This is a genomic window from Peribacillus sp. TE19612 (genome assembly GCF_056279465.1).
This window is the reverse complement of record NZ_JBWCCL010000002.1, coordinates 171033-195485: the sequence shown is the minus strand read 5'-3', so window position 1 is coordinate 195485 and position 24453 is coordinate 171033. Positions and strand designations below refer to the sequence as shown.

The following is a 24453-nucleotide window of genomic DNA, read 5'->3' as shown; positions in this document are numbered from 1 at the left end:
AGCTAGTTCAACAAAAAGAAGGCTGGCATCATGCCAGCCCCCTTTCACCTATTAAACTTGTCCTTCAAGACTTTGTTTCTTTTCTTTTGCGGTATTCAGCGGACCTTTCTTCTTCAATTCCCTGATTTTTAAATCAAGCCAGAATTGGGAAGCGATCAATAGCGATGAATACACGCCGCATATTAAACCGATAAACAGGGCAATGGAGAAGTTACGAATAGCTTCACTGCCGAAGATCATCAACGCGATGACCGTAATGAGAACGGTCAGAACCGTGTTAATGGATCTAGTCAGCGTTTGCCTGATACTGATGTTCACAATGTTCTCTAGCTCTTCGGCGGTTTTGATTTTACGGCTGAAGCGCAGGTTTTCACGAATACGGTCAAAGGTTACGATCGTATCATTGATCGAATAACCGACGATTGTCAGAACCGCAGCAATGAAGGTGATATCCACTTCGAGCCGGAGCAAGCTGAAAATCGTGATGATGAAGAATGCATCATGTATAAGCGCGACCACGGCAGGTACAGCCATTCGCCATTCAAAACGTATCGATACATACAATATGATTCCGATTGAGGCAATCGCTAACGCAAACATGGCATTTTTCGCAAGCTCTTTTCCTACTGTCGGTGATACGGTGCTGACATTCGGTTCTGCTCCGTAATCCTTCTTGAAATGGTCCTTCAATTCAGCAATCTCTTGCTTATCGAGGACACCGACTGTCCGAACGACAGCATTTTTATTGTCTTGTCCAGCGAGCCTGACATCCTTGATATCATCTTCGTCGATACCGACCTTTTCCATTTCGGTTTTGACTTGCTGAGTCGTCAAGACGTCTTTGGACGCAATCTCGATTCGGGTGCCGCTCGTGAAATCAATCCCAAGATTCAATCTGAAGACGAGCAGGAAGATGATCCCGATAATGGTGACACCGATTGAAATGCCGTAAAAAACTTTCCGATGTTTCACGAAATCGATTTTATCAAAGCGTGTTGGCAATGACATTAAATCCATTTTCTCGGATAAATCGTGAATATTTTTCTTCTTCACGCCAAACCATCCTGTACGTTTGTCCAGGAACCCGCTATTCACCCACAGGCTCATGAAGAGGCGTGTACCATAAACGGCTGTAATGAAACTCATTAAGATCGAAATGATCAAAGTGGTGGCAAATCCTTTAACCGAGCTTGTTCCATAATAGAACAGTACGGCCGCAGCCAGCAGGGTCGTTAAGTTGGCATCCGTGATTGTAGCAAGTGAATTCTTGGTACCTTCTTTATATGCTGCCTTTACGGATCTGCCAAGTTTCAATTCATCCCTGATTCGCTCATAGGTTATGATGTTGGCGTCGACAGCCATCCCGACCCCGAGTACCAATGCCGCAATACCTGGCAGCGTAAGGACCGCATTCATCCAATCAAACACTAATAGCGTCAAGAAAATGTAGATGCTTAAAGTGACGACTGCAATGAATCCCGGGAAGCGGTAATACACAAGCATGAAGATGAAAACAAGTGCAATTCCGATGATTCCTGCAAAAATGGTATCATTCAGTGCACCTGCACCGAATTGGGCACCTACTGAAGTGGAGTATTTTTCTTTCAAATCAACAGGCAGGGCACCTGCATTCAGAAGGGCTGCAAGCTCTTTCGCTTCTTCCAATGTGAATTGACCGGTAATAAACACCTTATTCGTATTGAAAACTTCACTGACAGCTGGAGCTGAAATCATATTGTCTTGTGAAGAGGTATCCTTAATGGAATCTTTTCCTTCCTCGAAATCCAGCCAGATTGCAAGTACATTTGTCGGCCTTTCCATCGAGGAAATTTTTTGAGTGATTTCTTTAAACTTATTCACGTCTTTCAGCGTGACTTCGACAACCGGTTTATTCTCTTGGAACGTTTGTTTCGCGCCGCCTTCTTTCAGGTCGGCACCGGTCATCATTTCCTTATCGTTGTAATCACGGAAGGATAATTTAGCTTGTGTAGAAAGGATTTCCCGAGCGTTGTTTTGGTCTTTGACCCCAGCCAATTGAACGCGGATCCGGTCTTTCCCCTCTATTTGTATGTTAGGCTCGCTAACCCCCAACACATTAACACGCCGTTCAAGTGAGCTTACTGTAGCCCGTAAAACTTCCGGGGTGATCTTTTCCCCTGACAGCGGTTTTACTTCATATAACACTTCAAACCCGCCTTGAAGATCAAGACCCAGCTTGATATCCTTTAGGATTCCTTTTGAAGTCGTCCCCATCGCTGCGAAAATCAAAAGTGCGATTAGAAAAAACGCAACGATCCTGCTTCTTTTTACCATTATGTAGTAGGCCCCTTTCTATAATACGCCTGTTCCTGAAGTTAATAAAACCGTCATTTTTTGTTTATATGATAACTGCATATCCTTTGTTTCTTGAGAAAAAGGACACAGCTTCCCATGCTTTTTCCAAAAAAAGCATAACCATATCTATTATGAGTCATATACAAACAGCTGTCAATTTAAGTATATCTTTGCGTTATTCTTTCAAAAGCTCCTTCAATTCCTCTTCGGAAAGCGGCTCGAATAGGTTCGGTGATTTATAAGCTTCGACCATTTGGAAGGTCATGAACTGGTTGCTCGAAAATGTCACGATATCTGCGACAAGTTCATGAAGGTGAATGTTTTCCTGAGGGCGCTTCCATTTATTTTTGGTTAAGGTTCCCCATATGTCTTCCTCTGTTACGGCATTCAATCCGACCATTTGGAATTCCTCACGCTTACTCTTCAAAAATGGACGCACCTTTAGATAATACCTTTGATAGGGATGATTCTTTTTTGCCATCATTTTGCCTCCAGTAAAATGATTCTCAAATGAATGCGCATTTTCTTAGAAGGGTTTCTTATCATTTGTTAGTACGCAAACAAACACTTTTGTCATGCTTTGTCCAAGTACAAGCATATAGATAATTGTATAGCATAACCGCTTTTTTGAGAAGGCAGGGAGGGAGTTCAATGTCCAAATTTTTAAAAGGGACGCTGATTTTATTAATCGCAAGCCTGATTACAAGGGTTCTTGGTTTTATTAACCGTATTGTCATCGCCCGCTTCATCGGCGAAGAAGGCGTTGGTTTATATATGATGGCTTTACCGACACTCTTTCTCGTCGTGAACATAACCCAGTTAGGCCTGCCAATCGCCATTTCGAAATACGTGGCCGAAGCCAATGCCAGAGGTGATGAACGGAAAATCAAGAAAATCCTCGTCGTCTCTTTGGCCTGCACCTTTACTCTATCGATGATTTTCACTCCTGCGATGCTGCTTTTCGCGCCGGTTCTATCAGAATACCTATTCACGGACGAACGGACGGTATGGCCGCTTATGGCGATTGCCCCAATCGTCCCGATTATCGCCATTTCATCCGTACTGCGCGGTTATTTCCAAGGCAAGCAAAATATGAAGCCCTTCGCTTTCTCACAAGTTATCGAACAGGTGGCCCGAATCACTTTCATAGCCGTCCTAACCAAAGCCTTTTTGCCATATGGAATCGAATATGCGGCAGCCGGGGCAATGTTTGCATCGATTATCGGTGAGCTCGTGTCTCTCATTTACTTATTGACCAGCTTTAAAATAAAGAAACATTTTAAGTTCAGAAAGGGTTTCTTCAAGAACGTCAAATCTGGAAAAGGAACGTTCACCGAATTGATGGGGATTGCCCTTCCTACCACCGGAAGCAGGATGATTGGATCCGTATCGTGGTTTTTCGAACCGATAGTGGTCGCCCAGAGTTTGGCACTTGCCGGAGTCACCGCGGCCGCAGCCACCAGTCAATACGGGGAGTTAACTGGATACGCTCTGCCTTTACTCATGCTTCCTTCCTTCGTTACATCATCATTGGCGACGGCACTTGTCCCGGCAGTAAGCGAAGCCCGTACGACCGGAAACTTTTTACTCGTTGAACACAGGCTTCAACAAGCCCTGAAAATCACCTTTATCACAGGCTGTTTAGCTATCGTCATTCTGTTCATCTTTGCCGAACCGATCTTACAGGTCATGTATGGATCTTCGCATGCTGCTGTTTTCATTAAATTCCTGGCACCTTTTTTCATCCTTTATTATTTTCAATATCCGCTGCAATCCATGCTGCAAGCACTGGACCTTGCAAAGGCTGCAATGTTCAACAGCCTGGCTGGAAACATTCTTAAAATCGGTGTAATCTGGCTGCTGGCTTCAAAGGAAAGTTTCGGGATCATGGGAGCCGCAATCGGGATAGCTGTCGGTACGATGCTCGTTACTTTCCTGCATTTTTCAACCGTACTGAAGGTTGTCCCTTTCACGCTTCATTTCCGAAGCTATATGTCAGCTCTGGTCCTTGCTTTAATTTCAGGATGGGGCGGTTATTATCTTTATCAATTCCCCCTCTCTTCACAGCCTATCGGCATACGGCTTTTGCTTTCCGTAACCGTCGTTATCCTGCTGTTCACATTTTTCCTGCTCATGACCGGCAGCATAAAAAAGGCAGATCTGATCAGGATTCCTGTAGTGGGCGGCTATTTGTCAAAATTGGCTTGGAAATAAAATGAACCGAAGCACTCAAAGGCTTCGGTTCATTTCTTCGTTTCATTTTTATCGATGTAAATTTGGCCATCTATGTACCCGCAAATCGAAATCTCTTTAACCTTCGTTTCTCCATGTTCTTTTAACTGATTCAAAAGCCAAACATGATTTTTCCCAATTTTATCAAGATTTTTTTCTTGTATCTCTCCGTCGACAATCAGCGGGAATGGTACCTGATTTTCCACCCCTTCTTCGTCGCTTTTTTTAATCACTGAGAGCTTTCCTGAAGTTTCAAGGATGGCAAATTGCACTTCGTTTATATCAATAATTCCTTGTTCACGAAGTTGGGTCAATAAGTCATCAAAATTATATCGTTGTCTGCGCATCGCTTTTTCATCTATTTTCCCCTGATTAATGATGATTAGGGGCTTACCGTCCATGAAATAGCGAAGTTTAACACTTTTCAATGAGGCAAATGCCAATGTAATTTGGAGGATCGCGAGGACAAACATCGGGATAGTTTGTCGGATAAACGGTTTTTCCAAATCTTCAAAGGATAGCACAGCAATGTCCCCTATCATGATGGATACCACTAAATCGAGAACGCTCAGTTCCCCAACTTCCCGCTTACCCATCATTCGAAAAAGGAACCAGATGACCAGATAGATTACCGTCGTTCGAAAAATAATCCCTAGATAGATATCCACTTCAACAACACTTCCTTCATCCATAGCATGGCTTGGGAATTGAAAAATTACTCCATAATCTTTTCTAATTTTACGGGAAGCTTCTTAAACCTGGTCTAAAGGTTCGATATCGGGAATATGCTTGTACAAACACATAAACAGGCTATACGTATCAGCCTTTTAAAAAGGAGGAATACCCATCGAAACTAAAAAAATGAGTGTCGCCGTAATTTATGGCGTAGGCTCCATCTTTGCCATAGCGATGATTGCTAGTTTAATCGTTTCCATCCTTCTTCGTTTTACTTCACTGACGGAATCATCCCTGACATACGTGGTCATGATCGTGTCCTTTTTATCGCTGTTCATTGGTGGATTCATTTCAGGAGGCAAAGGGAAAAAGCAAGGACTATTCCTGGGCGGAAGCACTGGGCTGCTTTATCTGTTGGTCGTGTTCCTTTTTCAATATTTAGGTCACGATGCCCTTTTCACCATCAAGCAATGGATATACTATGGCTGTTTTGTGATTACGGCCATGATGGGTGGCGTTCTTGGGGTCAACATGAGTTCCGACTCACGCTCCGATTAAAAAAAGACAGCAAAAAACCGGGCACATGGCCCGGTTTTCGTTTGTTTTATAGGGATGTTTCTTTATTCGGTGCACTTTCCGTAATTTCACGGATTGCTGCACGGTCAAAAGTCAGTTTTGTACCGTCTGGTGATTTAATGACGATTTGCAGTTCATCGATTGCATCGATTGTTCCGTGCATGCCGCCGATAGTAGCAACTTTATCACCTTTTTTCAAACTGCTTTGCATGTTTTGCGTAGCCTTTTGGCGTTTTTGCTGCGGACGGATCAATAAGAAATAGAACAATACGAACATTAAAATCAACGGAAGTATTTGTGTTAAAGAACCCATTTAAGTATATTCACTCCTTTCGTTCATTAAAATATTTATGGAATTAGAAGTTTCTCGCATTTGGTTCATTGAAACCATACTGCTCAAAAAACTCTTCCCTAAAGTCTCCAAGACGATCTTCTCGAATAGCTTGTCTGACCTGTTCCATCAAGTTTAACAGAAAATGAAGATTATGGTAAGTCGTAAGGCGAATTCCAAAGGTTTCTTCACATTTAATCAAGTGGCGGATGTATGCCCGGCTATAATTCTTGCAAACATGGCAATCGCAATTTTCATCGATTGGACCGAAATCGCGTGCATACTTCGCATTTTTCACAACCAGCCGCCCATTGCTCGTCATGAGCGTACCATTACGCGCGATTCGCGTCGGCAGTACACAGTCAAACATATCAACACCGCGGAGTGCACCATCGATCAATGAGTCCGGTGAACCGACCCCCATAAGATAGCGCGGTTTGTCAGATGGCAGCAGCGGAGTTGTAAACTCAAGGACGCGGTTCATGATATCCTTCGGTTCCCCTACGGATAGTCCTCCAATAGCATAACCCGGGAAGTCAAGGGAGACAAGGTCTTTTGCACTTTGTTTGCGAAGATTTTCAAACTCCCCGCCTTGAACGATTCCGAACAGCCCTTGGTCATTTGGACGCTCATGTGCATTCAAACAGCGTTCCGCCCAGCGCGATGTCCGTTCAACCGACTTCTTCATATACTCTTCAGTCGCCGGAAATGGCGGACATTCATCAAATGCCATCATGATATCGGAGCCAAGCGCATTTTGTATTTCCATCGCTTTTTCCGGAGATAAAAATAATTTATCGCCATTCAGATGGTTCCTGAAATGCACACCCTCTTCTTCAATTTTGCGGAACTCGCTTAAACTGAAGACTTGAAAGCCGCCTGAGTCGGTCAAAATCGCCCGATCCCAGTTCATGAACTTATGCAATCCGCCAGCTTCCTTGATGATTTCATGCCCTGGACGCAGCCATAGGTGGTACGTATTGCTCAGGATGATGCCTGCCCCCATTTGTTTCAAATCTTCCGGGGACATCGTTTTGACAGTAGCCATCGTTCCAACCGGCATAAATGCCGGTGTTTCAAAAGAACCATGCGGCGTATGGACCCGGCCTAGCCGTGCCCCTGTCTGTTTACATGTTTTGATAAACTCATATCGTATTGCAGTCAACGCAATAACTCCCTTCAAGAGCTTCTCACTCTTATATTACTTAATTAACATTGCATCTCCAAAACTAAAGAACCTGTATTTTTCTTCCACAGCCGTTTCATAGGCATGAAGGACATGCTCCCTGCCTGCAAGTGCAGAAATAAGCATGATTAAAGTCGATTTAGGCAAATGGAAGTTCGTTATCATCGCATCGATCCCTTTGAACTCATAACCAGGATAAATGAAGATGCTCGTCCAGCCATTCTCTTCCTTGAAAACCCCATCATTTCGGGACGCAATCGTTTCCAATGTCCTTGTGGACGTAGTGCCGACCGTAATGATTTTCCCGCCTTTTCCCTTCACGTCATTCAGTAATCTGGCAGTGCCTTCCGTCATTTGATAAAATTCCGAATGCATTTCATGGCTGTCAATATCGTCGACACTTACCGGACGGAATGTACCAAGCCCGACATGCAGCGTGATGAAGGCGATGTGGACACCCATCCCTTTAAGTTTCTCAAGCAAATCCTCCGTAAAATGCAGGCCAGCGGTAGGTGCCGCTGCAGATCCCCGTTCCCGCGCATAAACGGTTTGATAGCGGTCCTGATCGTCAAGTTGTTCCTTGATGTACGGAGGTAACGGCATTTCGCCCAGCTTCTCCAATATTTCATAAAATATGCCTTCATATTTAAATTCAAGGATTCGGCCGCCATGCTCGAGTACACCTGTACAGACGGCACTCAGCTTACCATCGCCGAAAACGATCGTCGAGCCTTCCTTAATCCGTTTGGCCGGCTTCACAAGCGTTTCCCATACATCATCATGCTCTTGCTTAAGCAGCAATACTTCGATTTTTGCACCCGTCCCTTCTTTACTGCCGTATAGTCGGGCCGGAAGCACTTTTGTATCATTCAACACCAGGCAATCTCCCGGTTGGATATATTCCGTGATATGGCTGAATACATCATGCTGGAGCTTACCGGTTTCTTTGTCCAGTACCATCAATCTACTTGCTTCCCTATCCTCCAAAGGAACTTGGGCAATCAGTTCCTCCGGTAAATGAAAATCAAACATATCCAATTTCATCTGTTCCACTTCCTTACGTGTCTATCAAGCTGTAATCATTATTTAAAACGGCCGATCAAATAATAAATTGCGGACAACACAACACTGACGATGATTGATGTAACGATAGGAAAGTAAAAAGTCGTATTCCCCTTTTTCAGAAAAATATCTCCCGGCAGCCTGCCGAGATGAATATATTTCATCGCAAAACCAATCACGAATATAACCACACCCAAAATCATGACCATCTTTGGTATATTCATCATTCAGGCATCTCCATTCCGAAATGCTCATAAACAAGCTGTGTTGCCATCCGGCCTCTAGGGGTACGCTGAAGAAAACCGACTTGCAACAGATATGGTTCATACACATCTTCGATCGTATGTGCCTCTTCGCCAATCGTTGCCGCAATCGTTTCCAGGCCCACGGGCCCGCCACGGAATTTTTCAATGATCCCTTTAAGTAATTTATGGTCAATATGATCGAGTCCTAAACGGTCGACCTGCATTAATTCAAGCGCATAATCGGCAAGCTCGGCCGTTATCGTCCCATCACCGCGTACCTGGGCGAAATCCCTGACCCTCCGTAAAAGACGATTGGCAATTCTCGGGGTGCCCCTTGACCTTCTTGCAAGCTCTGCCGCTGCTTGATCATCCATTTCCGTATCCATGATTCTTGCTGTACGGATGATGATATCAGTCAAATGGTTTTCCGTATAATATTCAAGACGGCTCAAAACACCAAAACGGTCCCTGAGCGGTGCAGACAGTGAGCCTGCCCGTGTCGTGGCCCCTACGAGGGTGAACGGCGGCAAGTCGATCCTGATCGAACGGGCTTCCGGTCCCTTACCGACTACTATATCCAGACAAAAGTCCTCCATAGCCGGATATAGCACTTCCTCAACGACACGGGGAAGACGGTGAATCTCATCAATGAACAATACATCACCTGGTTCAAGTGCACTCAAAATGGCCGCCAGATCTCCCGGCCGCTCAATGGCGGGACCGGAAGTCGTGCGGATATTTACACCCATTTCATTGGCGATGATGACGGCAAGCGTCGTCTTGCCAAGACCAGGCGGTCCATATAAAAGTACATGATCGAGCGTTTCTTCACGCATCCTTGCCGCCTCGATGTATACACTCAAATTCGCTTTCACTTTATCCTGTCCGATATATTGCTTTAAGTTTTGCGGCCGCAGGCTTTGTTCAAAGGACAGTTCGTTCAAATCGGCTTCCTGATTGAATATTCTCTCCTCCATTGCGCCACTCCTTATCTTAACATCATTTGCAATGCTTTCTTAATATATTGCTCGGTCGTCATATCTTCAGCCTGCAATTTCTTGGCAACCTTTTGAACTTCCTTTTCAGAATAACCAAGAGCCTTCAATGCAAGAATGGCTTCATCCAATTCCTCCGTATAACCATTTGGACTGATTGCAGCCGTGACGCCTTCGTTAAACAAGCTTGGAAACGCATCCGGAATAATGTTCTCCAGTTTCCCTTTTAAGTCGAGAATCATTTGCCGTGCCGTTTTCTTTCCGACTCCCGGGAATTTCACCAAAAATGATTCATCTTCATTTTCGATCGCCTGTACCACCTGATCAACCTGGCCTGATGCCAATATGGCTAGAGCACCCTTCGGCCCGATTCCGGTAACATTCAATAATTTTATGAATAACGCCTTTTCTTGACGAGTCTGAAATCCGTATAATGCCACCATATCCTCACGAACATAATGATACAAAAAAACTTGGATTTCTTTCTGGTATTGAGCGGAAAAAATAAAAGGATTCGGCGTCATCACTTGATATCCGATCCCCCCATTTTCCACAACTATGTATTCAGGTCCAATATAATCGACCTTGCCTTTTATATAATCATACAAATTAATTCTCTCCCTGATTTTGCTGTACCTCTCATTTTATCATAAAAAGGGGGTGTTGTTCATTAAAAGTTATTTCATAATCGGCAAAGTAATGCTTAAAACAAAGTTGATTGAAACAGGCGTGCAAGACCAGCGTCCAATGGAGACCCGACAGGCGCAAAAGCACCAAGGGTGGACCGTCCGCAGAAAGCGAGTGCCAGCAGTGGAAATCAACGGTAATGGTAAACAAAAAAAAACTGTAGACAACCCCATTATTATCGAGTTAGTCAACAGTCTGAAGGGTGGGACATCATCCCACCCTAGTTTACCGAATATGGCTCATATTCTTTAATGAGCTGTTTATATTGGTCTTTATTCATGATCGGAATCCCTTTTTGCAGTTCCTCCTGCTTGTATACTTCAAGTTTACCAACGTCTATTTGGTAGAATGTATGAATGATCTTGGCGTGCTCAGGCCTTCCGATAAAAATGGATAATGTACCATCTTCCCTCATCCCAAGGTAACCATTCGCTTTTAACAGCGGAGATATGTCATTCTCAATTTTCTTCATGACAATCTGCTCTTCATTTTGATCGACTACTTGCCATCCTTCATATTTTGCCCAAAAGTCCTCCATCGACCAAATTGTTTCTGTCAATTTCTCTTCACTTAACTCGCCATCCAAATACATACGCTGAAGAATGACCTTCCTTTCAATTGGATCATTTTCCTTTTGAACGGTTTCTTCCGCAAAAACGGTTAAGCAAAATGGCAATATGAAAAGTGCCATGAAAAATTGGATTCTAAGTTGATTAAACAATATACTCACCTCTTAAGGCGTTTACTTTTTATGTAGTTTGACCCAAATAAGGATTATTAACCAGAAAAAAATCAAAAAGAGCTGACTCCAAGTCGGGTCAGCCCACAAATTATTTTAAGTGATTTTCGTGGATGTTAAGGTTATCGAACATGTCATTGGCATCCAAAATGATCATTTCCCTCGTATCGCCATCCCGAAGATTGTTATCAAGTGTCATCGTCCTGAAATAGACACCTTCATCGGTGGTTACATATAGGGTACGGCCATTGGTAAGCGGTCCGATCTCCTTTTTGATTCTTTGTTTGACATCTTTTGCTTGGCTGTAGTCATCAAGCAGCAAGGCTACCAGCATTTCATCTTGCATGATGATTGTCCTGGCATCGCTAACTGGCTCCACTTTATTGGCGACACCATTTACTCTGTCGGCTAAAGAGCCTTCATAAGAATTATAATAAGATGATTTTGCCTTTAGCGGCTTACTTTCATGTCCATGGTAGTTACGGTCACTCTTACTGTACGCATCATCTTTATTGTATAAACCTTGCACCATATTCTCATAATTGATGTTTCGTACCAATGCATCTTTTTCATGGTACCCTGTATCATTCGTGATATTTTCATTTTCCGCTGTATCATTATTAGCACATCCAACCAAACTGACGGCGGCCAATACCGTACAAAGCGGCTGTGCCCATTTTATTTTCTGCACCAATAACCCTCCCATTGCAATAGAATGAGCTATATTCCGCTCATAATTAGCATGGGTGTCGAAAGGGAAATGTACTCTGTAAGATACGGCCAAAAACCCGTTTTAATTCCTATTAAGGGAAGAAATCCTTTTCGCCAATTTTTCATTCATCTCCATCCGCTCCGAAAAACCTTCCACGGTCATTTTCCAGACCGAATGAAGCTGGGAAGAACTTTTATTAAGACGATTCCATTCACGGAAGATATCGGTAGGGTAAGTTAAAGCATATAAAAAGGCCAGGTCTGACTGATACCTTTGCAATTGCGGCACTTCCCACAGCTCGTTGGCCGCATCTTCCAGATGTTGCGAAATTCGATTTGCATACTGTAAATAATCAATGCACCTTGGGGCATTTGCCATTAAGTCAAAATCGATTAAAGTCAAAGTTCCGTCCGCTCTCCGCAAGAAATTATGGTGGGCGCAATCACCATGAATGATGACTTTCTTTTCCTTATCCCATAAAGACTGATATTTATCAAACCCCTCTAGCGACCATTCCCCCCATCTAATCCATTCCTTGATAATATCTTCGGAAACATATTGGCGAACATAAGAAAAGTTCTTTTTAAATAGTGATAAGCGTTCTTTCCACTTTTTTGATTGATTGAACACAGGCGCGTTAATGGAGAGATTTTCCGACACATCATGGAAGCTTTCCAGTAACTGAATGCCTTCTAAGCGGTCCTTATCATTGGAAAACCTGAATTTTTTCTTGTTCGGCGGAAAATAGTCCATACTGCCATACCATTTCCCTTTAAATTGAAAGGGCATTAAATTCTGATGAATATAATACGTTTGATGAAATCCCTTTTGTTTTAATAAAGAAGTCAGTTCTCTTTGCCGATCCCATTTTTCAAAACTGTCAAATCCTTTAAGGATCATTGAATGACCTTTTTCAAAAGTTATTAAATAGACACTGCTTTGAATATGGTGGACATTCTTTGGCTTACGATTTAAATAAGAGAGGAGACGAGTGTTAAAAACACTGTCTCCTTGATAATTAGTAGTCATCGCTTTCATCTACATATGTCGGTATCCCAAATGTTTCAGGTGCACGAACGCCCCCGAATTGGCCTGGCTGGCCTCCCATTTGTCCAGGTAACATAGCTTCAGGCTGCCCCCCAAGCTTTCCGCGCATCATGTCCGGCTGACCACCAAATTGTCCAGGCATCATTCCTGGTTGACCTCCGTTTTGACCACCCATCATCATGCCGGGCTGGCCTCCGGTTTGACCACCCATCATCATGCCGGGCTGGCCTCCGGTTTGACCGCCCATCATCCACGGCTGGCCTCCATTTTGACCGCCCATCATCCACGGCTGGCCTCCGTTTTGGCCGCCCATCATCATACCTGATGGCTGACCTCCGTTTTGGCCGCCCATCATCCACGGCTGGCCTCCATTTTGACCGCCCATCATCCCTGGCTGGCCTCCATTTTGACCGCCCATCATCCACGGCTGACCTCCATTTTGACCGCCCATCATCCATGGCTGGCCTCCGTTTTGGCTACCCATCATGCCGAGCTGGCCTCCGGTTTGACCGCCCATCATCTCTGGCTGATCTCCGTTTTGGCCGCCCATCATCCATGGCTGGCCTCCGTTTTGGCTACCCATCATGCCGGGCTGGCCTCCGGTTTGACCGCCCATCATCTCTGGCTGATCTCCGTTTTGGCCGCCCATCATCCCTGGAGGACCCCCTATTTGCATCTCCTTTATGCCGGGCTGGCCTCCGGTTTGACCGCCCATCATCATACCTGGCTGACCTCCGTTTTGACCGCCCATCATCATGTCCGGCTGACCTCCGTTTTGGCCGCCCATCATCATACCTGGTGGCTGGCCTCCGTTTTGGCCGCCCATCATCATACCTGGTGGCTGACCTCCGTTTTGACCGCCCATCATCATGCCGGGCTGACCTCCGTTTTGGCCGCCCATCATCATGCCTGGTGGCTGACCTCCATTTTGGCCGCCCATCATCATGCCTGGTGGCTGACCTCCATTTTGACCGCCCATCATCATGCCTGGTGACTGACCTCCGTTTTGGCCGCCCATCATCATGCCTGGTGGCTGACCTCCGTTTTGGCCGCCCATCATCATGCCTGGTGGCTGACCTCCGTTTTGGCCGCCCATCATCATACCTGATGGCTGACCTCCGTTTTGGCCGCCCATCATCATGCCTGGCTGACCTCCGTTTTGGCCGCCCATCATCATGCCTGATGGCTGACCTCCGTTTTGGCCGCCCATCATCATACCTGGCTGACCTCCGTTTTGGCCGCCCATCATCATACCTGGCTGACCTCCGTTTTGGCCGCCCATCATCATGAATTCTTCCGATTCTACTGACTCATCATCAAATTGATATTGCATATCCATTCCCATCTGAGACTCTTTAGGTGACATCCCAGGGGATGGGGCCTGTTGCTGTGATTGAACGGATTGATATTGGTGATAATCCGGATGGTGATGTGCATCCATCCCTTGGTTCCCTTGATACTGTCCCTTTCCTTCCGGTCCATAAGTTCCTAGTAGCCCCTTATTACAGCCGCAATCTTCCTCTTCCTCACCGGCAGTCTGTGAAAACTGAGGGAAGTTTTGATTGTAGGAAGGTGATTCGCCTGGTGACTCATAATCTTGTTGCATATATGAACCTGCTTGAGGTTGTTGATTCATCCCTCCATAATAATGGTGCGGAACCGGCGCGGAGGCTTGATATGGATAATATTGCTGGCTTGGTGCATTCATGCTCGCCCCTTGGACAAATCCATGATCCATCATTGGCATGTCAGGAGATTCTCCCCAAATATCAGAGCTCTCTTCCATCATATGATAACCATGCATTTCCGGAGCCGCCTGATACCCTTGAACGCCTTGATATGGGGCTTGCATGCCTTGCATGTGCATCTGCGCCCACGGTGGCGGTTGAATGCAATAGCCGCTTCCAGGCAAGATTGGCGTTACTGGAATACAATCATCCGCCGGCTCATCCTGAGCTGACTGTACAGCTGGCTTTTTCTTCTTCTTTTTAGTGACTGCAGGCTCTTCTTTTTTCTTTGGTAAAGGCGGTGGTGCAGGGGGCTTTTGCACACTCATATTGGTCATGTTGACCATATAATAATTATTGACATCGATTTCTGGAATTACCGGCATCGGCACCGGCATTTCTTTTGGAACGACTTTTTGTTTTTCTTTAATGATAGGCTTTGGCTGAATGATTTGCTGCTCTTTTTTTGGTTTTTGAACGATTGGTTGCTCTTTTACAGGCTGTTGAAATTTCGGTTGCTCTTTTACGGGCTGTTGAAATTTTGGCTGTTCTTTTACCGGTTGTTGAAATTTCGGTTGCTCTTTTACGGGCTGTTGAAATTTCGGCTGTTCTTTTACAGCCGGTTTTTGCATAATTTGCTGCTCTTTCATTGGTGCTGGGTGAGCCTGATACGGTTGAATTTGGGATTCTTTCATTCCCGGCTGAATATTCACGTTTGGTTTACCCGTTTCTTTTATTACAGCTCCGGATGTCCCTGGAATTTTAATTTTCATTCCGGGCATCATCATGTCCGGGTTGCTCAATTGCGTGTTAACTTTTTTAAGTTCTTCAAAACTGACGCCGTATTTTTTGGCGAGTTTCCAAAGTGTATCGCCTTTTTGGACTATATGAATTTTCACGCTGTTAACCCCTCCTGTGCATATGTCCATATATTCTATGAAGCAGTGGGTGAAATGCTATTATTTTTATCATGAAAACATATGCGTGAAAAATGACTTTTATGATTGGATCAATGATTTAGGGACATGGAAGGTACTTTTTTGGAAAAGAAATAAATGATATGACATGTTAAAAAACCATTGCATTCATTCTAAGAGAGGAGGCAATGGTTTTTTAGTTAGGAAGCCACCTGTTCTGAAATGCTTCTTTCAAGCTTCTGTCTAAATTCAGGGAAATCCGGGTATAAGAAAGTAAATGGCCTAAGGCTTTGTCTTCAGGTACTTATCTTACATTCCTGGGGGGAATAATAATGAAATGGAAAGGTAGACAGGGCAGCTCGAACGTCGAGGACAAAAGAGGGATGAGCGGAAAAAGCATGGCCGGAATCGGCGGAGGGGTCGGATTGGTAATTGTCTTGATCGTGACGCTCCTTGGCGGTAATCCAAGTGAATTGCTGGGAAGTTTGAATTCTACTGAATCGAACAATGGCAGCTCTTATGTCGAAACGGATGAAGAGAAGGAGCTTGCGCAGTTCGTATCTGTCGTCCTTGCAGAAACGGAGCAGGTCTGGACAGAAGAATTCCGTAAAAATGGACTGGTATATAGGGAACCTACCCTTGTCCTGTATTCAGGTAGTGTCGAATCGGCATGCGGGATGGCAGCTTCTTCGGTAGGGCCATTTTATTGTCCTGGTGACATGAAACTATATATTGATCTCAGCTTTTATCAAGAGTTGAAGCAAGAATTCCAGGCACCCGGGGATTTCGCCATGGCCTATGTCATTGCCCACGAGGTCGGACATCATGTTCAGACACTTTTAGGGACAACGGAAAAGGAAATGCCAGATCGGTCAAAGGTCAGCGAGACTGAATATAATAGGCATTCTGTCCGTCTTGAATTACAGGCCGATTATTTGGCTGGAGTTTGGGCACATCATGTCCAAGGAGAGAATTTGCTTGAAGAAGGCGATCTTGAGGAAGCCTTGAATGCAGCAAGTGGTGTGGGAGATGACCGTATCCAAAAAAAGGCACAGGGGTACGTGGTTCCAGACAGCTTCACGCACGGTACATCCGAACAGAGAAAACGGTGGTTCAATAAAGGATTTAAATCCGGTGATATGAATGAAGGCAATACTTTTAAAGCGAATAACCTTTAAAAGTTCTTACTTGTTTCAAAACAAAAAAAGGGGGAGCTTGTCCCCCTTTCCCGACTGAAGACAAATTCGAAGAAAAGCGAGTTTGTCTACTTTTTTTATGGTGAAAATTATAGTCGATTTCAGAAATCCGCTCCCTTTCCGCCGACTGTCCGCCAAGCGTCTGTGGGGTCTCGGCTAGCCAGTTATTCGGCAGGTGTGTCGCAATTTTCTTCCATCTTGTGAGTTTCAGCTAAAACAGTAAAAATACACGTGGATTATTACTCGGTCTTGTTTTAAAATCACGGCAATAATCCCTTGATAAAATTGTATTCGGGATAAACCATTCAATCCTCATTAGGTCAGCTAACTGAACGGGTGTCTTCCCCCTCTTTCTCTTATGATTCAAAGTCTTTTGCACTAACTCAAACGCGTTCCAGCATTCTGTTTAAAGCCAGGATGGCATTATCCGCAATGCTCTTCTCCACTTTTATCGGATTGATGATTATACCTTCTTCAATGGATTCAAGCGCCCACAGCAGGTGAGGCAGATCAATCCGGTTCATTGTTAGGCATGGACACATATTCGGATTTAACGAGATGATGTTCTTGTCAGGATTATTGGCGATAAGTCGCTTGACAAGGTTCATTTCCGTGCCGATTGCCCAGGAACTACCCGGTTCTGCGCTTTCGATCATTTTTATGATGTACGATGTCGAACCTGCATAATCTGACAGGGCGACTACCTCACGGCGGCATTCGGGATGAACGATGATATTCATTTCAGGCTGCTCCGCTCTAAGCGTTTCAATATTAGCCGTAGTGAAATTTTCATGGACTGAACAATGTCCTTTCCAAAGAAGTACCTTCAAATCTTCGAGTTCCCCTTCATAGATCAATTCATCTTTATGCGGATCCCAAACGGCCATTTCATTCAATGGGATTCCAAGGTCAAAGGCTGTATTCCTCCCCAGATGCTGATCGGGAAGAAAAAGGATTCTTTCTTTTTGCGCGAGGGCCCACGAGACCATCCCTTGTGCATTGGAGGATGTCACCGTCGCCCCGCCATTTTTCCCTACAAAAGCTTTGATGGCCGCGGTGGAATTAACATAAGTCAGCGGAAGGATCGTATCGCCAAATAAATCCTGAAGCTTTGTCCACGCTCGTTCCGTTTGTTCAATATCCGCCATATCCGCCATGGAGCAGCCTGCACGCATATCAGGAAGGATAACCGTCTGCCCTTCTTCGGTCAAAATATCGGCTGTTTCCGCCATGAAATGCACGCCGCAAAACACGATATAATCCGCTTCTCGATTTTGCGCGGAAAGCTGAGCCAATTGAAGTGAATCCCCCGTTGAATCCGAAAATTGAATGACTTCCTCCCGTTGATAATGATGGCCTGGGATATAAAGACGGTTCCCCAGTCGTTTCTTGATGTCATGGACCCGATTCTCCATCTCTTCCCTTGTCATCGTTTTATACTTTTCAGGCAATGTATTTCCTGCTGTCTTAGCCATCTCCAATATGTTCATTTCAATATCCCCTCACGTTCTTTGACCTTTGCGCTAATATCCAGTGCCCTGACACTGTGCGTCAAGCTGCCCAACGAAATATAATCTACCCCTGTTTCCCGATATGAGGCTAGATTGTCTAAATGGATCCCTCCAGAAGCTTCAGTTATGATGTGGGCGGGAACCAATTTAATTAGTTGCTTGATTTCTTCGGAGCTCCGGTTATCGAACATGATGATATCTGCACCGGCTTCCACTGCTTCAAGCACCTGTTGTGGTGATTCCGTTTCCACTTCCACTTTAGTGGTATGTCCCAGTTTGGATTTTACCGTTTGTACCGCTTTCGTTATGGACCCAGCGAAAGAAATATGGTTGTCCTTTATCATGACTGCATCATATAAACCATAACGGTGATTGAATGCCCCGCCTGAGAGGACCGCATATTTTTCAAGCATCCGCAGGCCTGGTGTAGTTTTCCTCGTATCACACGCTCTCGTCTTCGTCCCCGCTAATATCATGGCAGCTTTATGAGCCTGTGTCGCAATTCCGGACATACGCTGCACTAAATTCAAAACGACCCGTTCCCCTTTTAAAAGAGAGGCCATATCGCCGGTCATTTTTGCAAGCTGCTGTCCTTCTTCAAAAACTTCGCCATCTTTAACAAAAACGCAAACCTCGATTTTCTCATCCAACAATGCAAATCCCGTCTGGATGACGGCCCCTCCACTAAAGACCCCGCCTTCTTTTGCGATGAATGTCAAGGTTCCTTGTTCACCTTGATCAAAAATCGTATCACTCGTTACATCGCATTCCCCTATATCTTCCATTAAAAATTGTTGCAGCATCTGCTTAAGCTTCAATATATTCATATAGTTGTCTCCCTTTCACTCGGTTTTTCACATCCGTGCAAGCAAGGATAACCGAATTATCAAGCCATTGGGTGTCATCTTCGCTTGGATAGTCACTGCGGTAATGACCGCCCCTGCTTTCCGTCCTGGTCAATGCGGATTCGGCAATCAGCCACGCCACGATTAAGGCATTGATTTTCGTTATTTCTTGTATCGATAATGCCGTTACTTCCACATGCAGCAATTTTTCAATATTAAACGTTTCAAGATAATCCTTCAGACGAGTTAAACCCGCTTCATTTCGAACGATTCCCGCTTCGTTCATTAATTTTTCCTGCAATGTCGTGAAATCAGGTAAAAAGGAAATTTGGCTGGAACACTTGGACTGCTCTTTTTCTTGCGGTATTGACCTTGACGGCACTTTAGCAAGGAAACGGCCTAGCGTATTTCCAAAAACCAGTCCTTCGAGAAGCGAGTTGCTTGCCAATCGGTTTGCACCATGTACACCAGTGCATGCCACTTCACCAACTGCATACAAAGAGGGTACTGAGGTTTGCCCCGATTCATCCACTTCAATCCCTCCCATTAGAAAATGGTTTCCAGGTGCAACCGGAATTTTCCCCAATTCAAGGTCCAGCCCGCTTTTTTCACATAATGAGGTCACTGTCGGAAAACGATTTTTAAAATCCTTGATCATCGAAATATCCAAAAATACCTTTTCACCGCGCTGTATATAAGAAAAGATCGTCTGTGCAACAATATGCCTTGGTGCTAGATCCTTCAAGCTATGGACATCCTCCATGATTGGCTTTCCCATTTCCGTCACTAACCTCGCACCATCCCCGCGAACCGCTTCTGAAACCAGACCTTTCGCTTTGCCATTTACAAAAAGCAGGGTCGGATGGAACTGTATGAATTCCATGTCACGAACTTTTGCACCAGCCTTGAATGCAAGTGCGATTCCATCACCTGAAACCGTTTGTGAATTTGAAGTAAAATGGTATAGGGAGCCACAGCCGCCTGTTGCCAAAACCGTCTGTTCAGCATGATAGGTTACGAGTTCCCCTGCCTTATCAAGTGCTTTGACGCCTATGCAAGAATCATCTTTCCCGATGATCAACTCCACTGCAGTAACATCCTCCATCACAGTAATCGATGATTTTTTCAAGCAGCCTATAAGATGTTCCATGATGTACTTTCCGGTAGCATCACCGTGACTATGGAGGATTCTTCGTTCACTGTGGGCGCCCTCCATGCCAAGCAATAGAGTTCCGTCATGATCATGGTCAAATTGCATACCCGATTCTATAAGTTCAGCTATAACCGAAGGTGCCTCTTCGACGAGTTTTTCCACTGCCTTCACTTTGTTATATCTCTGACCAGCCGCCAGAGTATCTTTTTTATGTAAGGATACTCTGTCACGATCAGATATTGCAGCAGCAATCCCGCCCTGAGCTAAATATGAATTACCATGACGGATATTTGATTTTGTGATGAGTATCACATGCTTATGCTCACTTGCTTCCAATGCCGTTTTCAAGGCAGCAATCCCGCTGCCTATCACGATGATTTCCGCTTTTACCATTATTTCATTCCTCCTGTTTATGACAGGTGTCTTGACAACTATATTTACATATTATTAAACTATTATCAAGAGTTTTTTAACATTAAAGGATGGAAGTGATTTCTTGATTTATTTGGATTACGCCGCTACAACACCGATTGACGAGGAGGCTCTCGACGTATTCAGCCAAGCGTCCCGGAAGTTTTTCGGGAATGCGAACAGTTTGCATGATATTGGCTCTGAAGCGGCACGTTTATTGGATATGTCACGGCAGCAACTCGCAGAAATGCTGAACATAAAAAAGGAAGGAATCATCTTTACGAGCGGCGGATCAGAAAGCAACATGCTTGCGATAGATACATTCATCGCTTCGAAACCATCCTGGCAGAACCACTTGATTGTAAGCCGGACTGAACATGCATCTCTTGCCAATTTCGTCGAAAAGCTTGAACAAGATGGCTTCGAGGTTACTTATTTACGGCATTTGGAAGATGGCCGTGTTGATATTGAACATCTGCAGGAATGCATGTCGGAGAGAACATGCTTGGTCATTGTCCAACATGTGAATTCGGAAATCGGGGTCATTCAACCCATTGAGCAAATAAGTGAAATCGTTCGAAAACACCAGGCTTTTTTTCATGTGGATTGCGTCCAATCATTTGCTAAATTACCGCTTGGCAAGATAGCCGCCTCATGTGATGGACTATCCGTTTCCAGTCATAAAGTTTATGGTCCCAAAGGGACTGGGGCCGTCATTTTCCCGGCCATCCATCAGTTGAAGGCTTCGGTACCGAACATCACTCATGAATATGGTTTCAGACCAGGAACAGTGGACGTCCCCGGGATAGCTTCCTTCGTGACCGCTGCTAAGAAATTGGGCGACATCATGGAAGATGAACGAAAACGGATTTCAGCACTTAGGACGCAATTGATTCAACGGCTGACGGAAAGGAAAATCGATTTTCAAATCATCGAAGCAAAATACGAGCAATTGCCTCACATACTGGCGCTGACCTTCGCTGGATTGCAAGGACAGTACATCATGCTAGAATTAAACCAGAAAGGATTTGCCGTTTCGACGGGAAGCGCCTGTCAAATCGGTAAACAGGATCCTTCAAAAACGATGATGGCCATTGGAAAAAGCGAAGATGAAGCCCATCAATTCGTCCGCTTTTCCTTTGGCAAAAACACGACGGCCGACGACATTCACAAGTTGGCGGACTGCATCGAAGGAATAGCTTCCATTCGATAATACCCTCCAATCTGTGTTAGAATGTTTGTAATTAAAGAGGTGAATGTTTATGGAAAGAAAGAAATTACTTGGGGAAGAAAGACGGACGAAACTCTTACATTTATTGCAAACAAGCACGGAGCCTGTAACGGGCAGCGAGCTTTCGCAGATAACGAATGTAAGCCGGCAGGTTATCGTTGGTGACATTACCCTCCTGAAAGCGCGGAATGAACCTATCATTGCCACAAGCCAAGGCTATCTGTACCTACAAACGGGGAGCACGCAGAATCCGGAAAGGATCATCGCTTGCCAGCACGATCCTTCCCGGACCCAAGAAGAACTATATTTACTAGTGGATATCGGCATCACGGTGAAAGATGTCAAAATCGAGCACCCCGTATACGGCGACCTAACCGCTTCCATCATGGTCAGCAGCCGTAAAGAGGTCCAGCAATTCCTTTCAAGGGTGACGGCAACGAATGCATCGTTTTTATCGGAACTAACGAGCGGCATCCATCTCCATACACTGAGCGCATCATCTGAAGAACTGCTCGACGAAGCGGAGAGCGCTTTGAGGGATGCCGGCATTTTAGTCGATTGAATGAACGAAAAATCCTCAAAAGATAGGGCTTTTGAGGATTTTTTTATGGGCCCTCATACTCACTCATCATTGGAATTGCTTTCATTTGAGCTCCATCGCCGGAGTTTTCATCTTCGTTACTTCTCAACTGCCCAATAAGGCTAATGACGGAACCGACCGCCTGAACCCAGCCCCCCATCACTTGGATTAATTCTGCATCAGATTGCTTCTCTTCCAAATAAGGATATTGATATTTTTGCTGTTCCTGCTCCTTATCTTGTTCTTCTTGTTCTTGATCCTTATCTTGATCTTTTTCTAGAATGCTATTTTTAAGTTCGGCAATTCCACCTATCGCTTGCATCGAATTCCCAATCGCCTGCAACAAATTTCCCGTAGCATTGAAGGCCTGCTCCGGTTCATCCGGATTCTCGTATGCCCCCGCCAAAGCGGTTCCTCCGCCCAACGCTTGGATCAGATTGCCTTTGATGTTTAATTCCTGTTTCGTTATTTCATCAAAATCAATGACTAAGCCTAAGATAACAGTCGAATTCCCGATTGCCTGTATTATATTACCGAATTTATCTAGAGACCAGGTTTCTTCCGCGTCGGCCAATAAGGCATTTCCTGTTGCTTGAAGTTCATTTCCAATCAAATCCAAGTTCTCACGAAATTCTTCGTCCAAGACATTTGATGGTGTACCAGCAACAGCTGAAATGACGGTTCCTATCGCTTGGGTCCACGAACCGAAAGTTTCTTTGAATTGATTATCCATCTCTGCTGACCACCACCCTCTCTCTGCATTTTTGATTAAAAAGGTGCATCCACTGAATTAGTTTTCAAAATATGTATTTGCTAGTTCCACATGTGGCCTACCGAGATTTACTTATTGTATTTGCTTTCAGCACAATTCGTGTTTGTTTTGCATCTAGAATCCTGCTGCCTATCTATATATATTTCATACAAAGCTTAACGAATACTCACTAAAAAATGCCCCGGGAAAACTCCCGGGGCATCTTCCTATTCATTTAGCTGAGTTTGTACCATTCATCATTTTGAAAGAAATCTCACAAATGATGAATTATCGTTGCGGTACACCAGTTTGGACTTTAAAGCATGTATAGCTTCCCATGATCGATACCGTACATCCTAAGGCCTCGAGCTCAGAGATCGCTCCTGGGATCAGGACATCGTCAAGGGACATTTCTATGTCGATGATGAAAAAGTAATTGCCTAATCCAGTTTTCATGGGTCTTGATTCAATCTTGGAAAGGTTAAGTTTCCTCCAGGAAAAAGCGGAAAGCACTTGGTGCAGCTGCCCTGAGTGGTCGGCAGGCAGCTGAATCATCAAGGTCGTTTTTTTATCCCCTTCAACGGTCAAATGCCCTTCATAGTCAACTTCACTGTTGGATACGACGATAAACTTGGTGTGATTATGTTCATAATCGTGAATATTTTGTTTGGCAATCGTCAAACCGTACTCCTCTGCAGCCATATCATTTGCAATGGCAGCAATATTGATATCGGGATTCTCCATCACCATCTTAGCAGCGGCTGCTGTGGATGTGACATACTCATATGGAATGCCCCTTAGCTCATTATGTAGAAATTTGCGGCATTGAGCGATGGCATGGGAATGCGAATAAACCATGTCAGGTTTGAAACCAGGGTATGCATGATCCGGATGCACCATATAATGCTGTTGGATTGGAATCGTCACTTCGCCTTTCATCGGCAATGTGACTTCATGGACTAAGTAATCCATCGTTATATTTACCGAACCCTCCAAAGCATTCTCGATCGGCACGAGCGCGTGATTCACTTCCCCGTCCCGAACAGCATCAAGGCAGTCCGGAATCGTGTTCATCGGTATTTTTATATCATTAGGAAATAGTCGCGATACAGCTAAATCCGTGAACGTTGCTTTTGGTCCAAGAAATGCAATTTTTGCTGTCATATTATAAACTCCTTTTCACGGAAAATCTATTGTTTATGTTATGCCATTTTCTGATTTTTTACAATAGTTAATCGTTAATTTCCTCTTACAAATGAAAACAGCCTGAAGACAAACCCGATAATAAATGAGTTTGTCTTCAGGCTGTT

23 protein-coding genes are annotated in these 24453 nt (G+C 44.6%); 5 read left to right on the top strand and 18 right to left on the bottom strand.

Going from position 1 to position 24453, the window contains the following annotated elements; all coding sequences use genetic code 11:
• Positions 1 to 51: 51 nt before the first annotated feature.
• Positions 52 to 2313 (bottom strand): protein translocase subunit SecDF, encoded by a 2262-nt coding sequence (gene secDF / locus ACZ9AO_RS04270; protein WP_251539721.1) that lies wholly within the window; start codon positions 2311 to 2313, stop codon positions 52 to 54.
• A 196-nt stretch (positions 2314 to 2509) separates the two neighbouring features.
• Positions 2510 to 2815 carry a post-transcriptional regulator gene (locus tag ACZ9AO_RS04265; protein WP_034308797.1) on the bottom strand — a complete coding sequence of 102 codons (306 nt, stop codon included), beginning with the start codon at positions 2813 to 2815 and terminating at the stop codon, positions 2510 to 2512.
• 170 nt (positions 2816 to 2985) lie between these two features.
• Here ACZ9AO_RS04265 and spoVB point away from each other — a divergent pair, with 170 nt between their 5' ends.
• Entirely contained in the window at positions 2986 to 4548 is a 1563-nt protein-coding gene (gene spoVB, locus ACZ9AO_RS04260; protein ID WP_251539722.1) for a stage V sporulation protein B, read from the top strand.
• A 29-nt stretch (positions 4549 to 4577) separates the two neighbouring features.
• Here the strand turns inward: spoVB and ACZ9AO_RS04255 are convergent, their stop codons facing one another.
• On the bottom strand, positions 4578 to 5234 hold the full coding sequence (locus ACZ9AO_RS04255) for a DUF421 domain-containing protein (protein WP_251539723.1): 657 nt from the start codon (positions 5232 to 5234) through the stop codon (positions 4578 to 4580).
• A 193-nt stretch (positions 5235 to 5427) separates the two neighbouring features.
• Here ACZ9AO_RS04255 and ACZ9AO_RS04250 point away from each other — a divergent pair, with 193 nt between their 5' ends.
• Entirely contained in the window at positions 5428 to 5799 is a 372-nt protein-coding gene (locus ACZ9AO_RS04250; RefSeq protein WP_096337820.1) for a TIGR04086 family membrane protein, read from the top strand.
• 46 nt (positions 5800 to 5845) lie between these two features.
• Here the strand turns inward: ACZ9AO_RS04250 and yajC are convergent, their stop codons facing one another.
• The 10 genes from yajC to safA all read right to left on the bottom strand — a co-directional run bounded on the left by yajC (position 5846) and on the right by safA (position 15447).
• Positions 5846 to 6130 carry a preprotein translocase subunit YajC gene (gene yajC, locus ACZ9AO_RS04245; RefSeq protein ID WP_048683727.1) on the bottom strand — a complete coding sequence of 95 codons (285 nt, stop codon included), beginning with the start codon at positions 6128 to 6130 and terminating at the stop codon, positions 5846 to 5848.
• Between the two features lie 43 nt (positions 6131 to 6173).
• Positions 6174 to 7319, bottom strand: a complete 1146-nt coding sequence (gene tgt, locus ACZ9AO_RS04240) for a tRNA guanosine(34) transglycosylase Tgt (RefSeq protein ID WP_251539838.1) — start codon at positions 7317 to 7319, stop codon at positions 6174 to 6176.
• 30 nt (positions 7320 to 7349) lie between these two features.
• Positions 7350 to 8378, bottom strand: a complete 1029-nt coding sequence (queA, locus tag ACZ9AO_RS04235) for a tRNA preQ1(34) S-adenosylmethionine ribosyltransferase-isomerase QueA (protein WP_476108537.1) — start codon at positions 8376 to 8378, stop codon at positions 7350 to 7352.
• A gap of 38 nt (positions 8379 to 8416) precedes the next feature.
• Entirely contained in the window at positions 8417 to 8623 is a 207-nt protein-coding gene (locus tag ACZ9AO_RS04230) for a DUF2905 domain-containing protein (protein ID WP_476108536.1), read from the bottom strand.
• Positions 8620 to 9618 (bottom strand): Holliday junction branch migration DNA helicase RuvB, encoded by a 999-nt coding sequence (ruvB, locus tag ACZ9AO_RS04225; protein ID WP_034308811.1) that lies wholly within the window; start codon positions 9616 to 9618, stop codon positions 8620 to 8622. Before ruvB ends, ACZ9AO_RS04230 begins: the two co-directional genes overlap by 4 nt.
• 11 nt (positions 9619 to 9629) lie before the next feature.
• Positions 9630 to 10244: a Holliday junction branch migration protein RuvA gene (gene ruvA, locus ACZ9AO_RS04220; protein WP_251539725.1), complete on the bottom strand. Its 615-nt coding sequence runs from the start codon at positions 10242 to 10244 to the stop codon at positions 9630 to 9632.
• A gap of 299 nt (positions 10245 to 10543) precedes the next feature.
• The gene (locus tag ACZ9AO_RS04215) at positions 10544 to 11053 is read right to left on the bottom strand and encodes a BofC C-terminal domain-containing protein (RefSeq protein ID WP_476108535.1); all 510 of its coding nucleotides are present in this window, start codon (positions 11051 to 11053) and stop codon (positions 10544 to 10546) included.
• Between the two features lie 100 nt (positions 11054 to 11153).
• The gene (locus tag ACZ9AO_RS04210) at positions 11154 to 11753 is read right to left on the bottom strand and encodes a YhcN/YlaJ family sporulation lipoprotein (RefSeq protein WP_251539727.1); all 600 of its coding nucleotides are present in this window, start codon (positions 11751 to 11753) and stop codon (positions 11154 to 11156) included.
• Between the two features lie 102 nt (positions 11754 to 11855).
• Positions 11856 to 12803: a phosphotransferase gene (locus ACZ9AO_RS04205; protein ID WP_476108534.1), complete on the bottom strand. Its 948-nt coding sequence runs from the start codon at positions 12801 to 12803 to the stop codon at positions 11856 to 11858.
• Entirely contained in the window at positions 12793 to 15447 is a 2655-nt protein-coding gene (gene safA, locus ACZ9AO_RS04200; protein WP_476108533.1) for a SafA/ExsA family spore coat assembly protein, read from the bottom strand. Before safA ends, ACZ9AO_RS04205 begins: the two co-directional genes overlap by 11 nt.
• A 350-nt stretch (positions 15448 to 15797) precedes the next feature.
• Here safA and ypfJ point away from each other — a divergent pair, with 350 nt between their 5' ends.
• Positions 15798 to 16643 (top strand): KPN_02809 family neutral zinc metallopeptidase, encoded by an 846-nt coding sequence (gene ypfJ, locus ACZ9AO_RS04195; protein WP_251539730.1) that lies wholly within the window; start codon positions 15798 to 15800, stop codon positions 16641 to 16643.
• 401 nt (positions 16644 to 17044) lie between these two features.
• On the opposite strand, the gene nadA is transcribed toward ypfJ, so the two are convergent.
• Genes nadA through nadB form a run of 3 tightly spaced genes read right to left on the bottom strand, consistent with a single transcriptional unit; the run spans position 17045 to position 20563 of the window.
• The gene (gene nadA, locus ACZ9AO_RS04190; protein WP_476108532.1) at positions 17045 to 18151 is read right to left on the bottom strand and encodes a quinolinate synthase NadA; all 1107 of its coding nucleotides are present in this window, start codon (positions 18149 to 18151) and stop codon (positions 17045 to 17047) included.
• Positions 18148 to 18999, bottom strand: coding sequence for a carboxylating nicotinate-nucleotide diphosphorylase (gene nadC / locus ACZ9AO_RS04185; RefSeq protein ID WP_476108531.1), 852 nt, complete (start codon positions 18997 to 18999; stop codon positions 18148 to 18150). Before nadC ends, nadA begins: the two co-directional genes overlap by 4 nt.
• The gene (nadB, locus tag ACZ9AO_RS04180; protein ID WP_251539733.1) at positions 18980 to 20563 is read right to left on the bottom strand and encodes an L-aspartate oxidase; all 1584 of its coding nucleotides are present in this window, start codon (positions 20561 to 20563) and stop codon (positions 18980 to 18982) included. Before nadB ends, nadC begins: the two co-directional genes overlap by 20 nt.
• Positions 20564 to 20666: 103 nt before the next feature.
• Between nadB and ACZ9AO_RS04175 the strand changes: the two genes are divergently transcribed.
• Together ACZ9AO_RS04175 and ACZ9AO_RS04170 are read left to right on the top strand one after the other, a co-directional pair.
• Positions 20667 to 21794: an IscS subfamily cysteine desulfurase gene (locus tag ACZ9AO_RS04175; RefSeq protein WP_476108530.1), complete on the top strand. Its 1128-nt coding sequence runs from the start codon at positions 20667 to 20669 to the stop codon at positions 21792 to 21794.
• Between the two features lie 49 nt (positions 21795 to 21843).
• On the top strand, positions 21844 to 22374 hold the full coding sequence (locus ACZ9AO_RS04170) for a transcription repressor NadR (RefSeq protein ID WP_323596466.1): 531 nt from the start codon (positions 21844 to 21846) through the stop codon (positions 22372 to 22374).
• 43 nt (positions 22375 to 22417) lie between these two features.
• Here ACZ9AO_RS04170 and ACZ9AO_RS04165 read toward each other — a convergent pair whose 3' ends face one another.
• A complete protein-coding gene (locus ACZ9AO_RS04165; protein ID WP_476108529.1) occupies positions 22418 to 23125 on the bottom strand; it encodes a DUF6944 family repetitive protein in 708 nt (235 codons plus the stop codon).
• 306 nt (positions 23126 to 23431) lie between these two features.
• Positions 23432 to 24307: a prephenate dehydratase gene (gene pheA / locus ACZ9AO_RS04160; RefSeq protein ID WP_034308835.1), complete on the bottom strand. Its 876-nt coding sequence runs from the start codon at positions 24305 to 24307 to the stop codon at positions 23432 to 23434.
• Between the last annotated feature and the right edge of the window lie 146 nt (positions 24308 to 24453).

What these genes read in the sequence shown, in the direction of transcription:
- queA (WP_476108537.1), bottom strand. Translation starts at nt 8,378, where the DNA reads ATGAAATTGGATATGTTTGATTTTCATTTACCGGAGGAACTGATTGCC.
- ypfJ (WP_251539730.1), top strand. Translation starts at nt 15,798, where the DNA reads ATGAAATGGAAAGGTAGACAGGGCAGCTCGAACGTCGAGGACAAAAGA.
- nadC (WP_476108531.1), bottom strand. Translation starts at nt 18,999, where the DNA reads ATGAATATATTGAAGCTTAAGCAGATGCTGCAACAATTTTTAATGGAA.
- nadA (WP_476108532.1), bottom strand. Translation starts at nt 18,151, where the DNA reads ATGAACATATTGGAGATGGCTAAGACAGCAGGAAATACATTGCCTGAA.
- ruvB (WP_034308811.1), bottom strand. Translation starts at nt 9,618, where the DNA reads ATGGAGGAGAGAATATTCAATCAGGAAGCCGATTTGAACGAACTGTCC.
- ACZ9AO_RS04165 (WP_476108529.1), bottom strand. Translation starts at nt 23,125, where the DNA reads ATGGATAATCAATTCAAAGAAACTTTCGGTTCGTGGACCCAAGCGATA.
- ACZ9AO_RS04230 (WP_476108536.1), bottom strand. Translation starts at nt 8,623, where the DNA reads ATGATGAATATACCAAAGATGGTCATGATTTTGGGTGTGGTTATATTC.
- secDF (WP_251539721.1), bottom strand. Translation starts at nt 2,313, where the DNA reads ATGGTAAAAAGAAGCAGGATCGTTGCGTTTTTTCTAATCGCACTTTTG.
- pheA (WP_034308835.1), bottom strand. Translation starts at nt 24,307, where the DNA reads ATGACAGCAAAAATTGCATTTCTTGGACCAAAAGCAACGTTCACGGAT.
- ACZ9AO_RS04205 (WP_476108534.1), bottom strand. Translation starts at nt 12,803, where the DNA reads ATGACTACTAATTATCAAGGAGACAGTGTTTTTAACACTCGTCTCCTC.
- nadB (WP_251539733.1), bottom strand. Translation starts at nt 20,563, where the DNA reads ATGGTAAAAGCGGAAATCATCGTGATAGGCAGCGGGATTGCTGCCTTG.
- yajC (WP_048683727.1), bottom strand. Translation starts at nt 6,130, where the DNA reads ATGGGTTCTTTAACACAAATACTTCCGTTGATTTTAATGTTCGTATTG.
- ACZ9AO_RS04250 (WP_096337820.1), top strand. Translation starts at nt 5,428, where the DNA reads ATGAGTGTCGCCGTAATTTATGGCGTAGGCTCCATCTTTGCCATAGCG.
- ACZ9AO_RS04265 (WP_034308797.1), bottom strand. Translation starts at nt 2,815, where the DNA reads ATGGCAAAAAAGAATCATCCCTATCAAAGGTATTATCTAAAGGTGCGT.
- spoVB (WP_251539722.1), top strand. Translation starts at nt 2,986, where the DNA reads ATGTCCAAATTTTTAAAAGGGACGCTGATTTTATTAATCGCAAGCCTG.
- ACZ9AO_RS04170 (WP_323596466.1), top strand. Translation starts at nt 21,844, where the DNA reads ATGGAAAGAAAGAAATTACTTGGGGAAGAAAGACGGACGAAACTCTTA.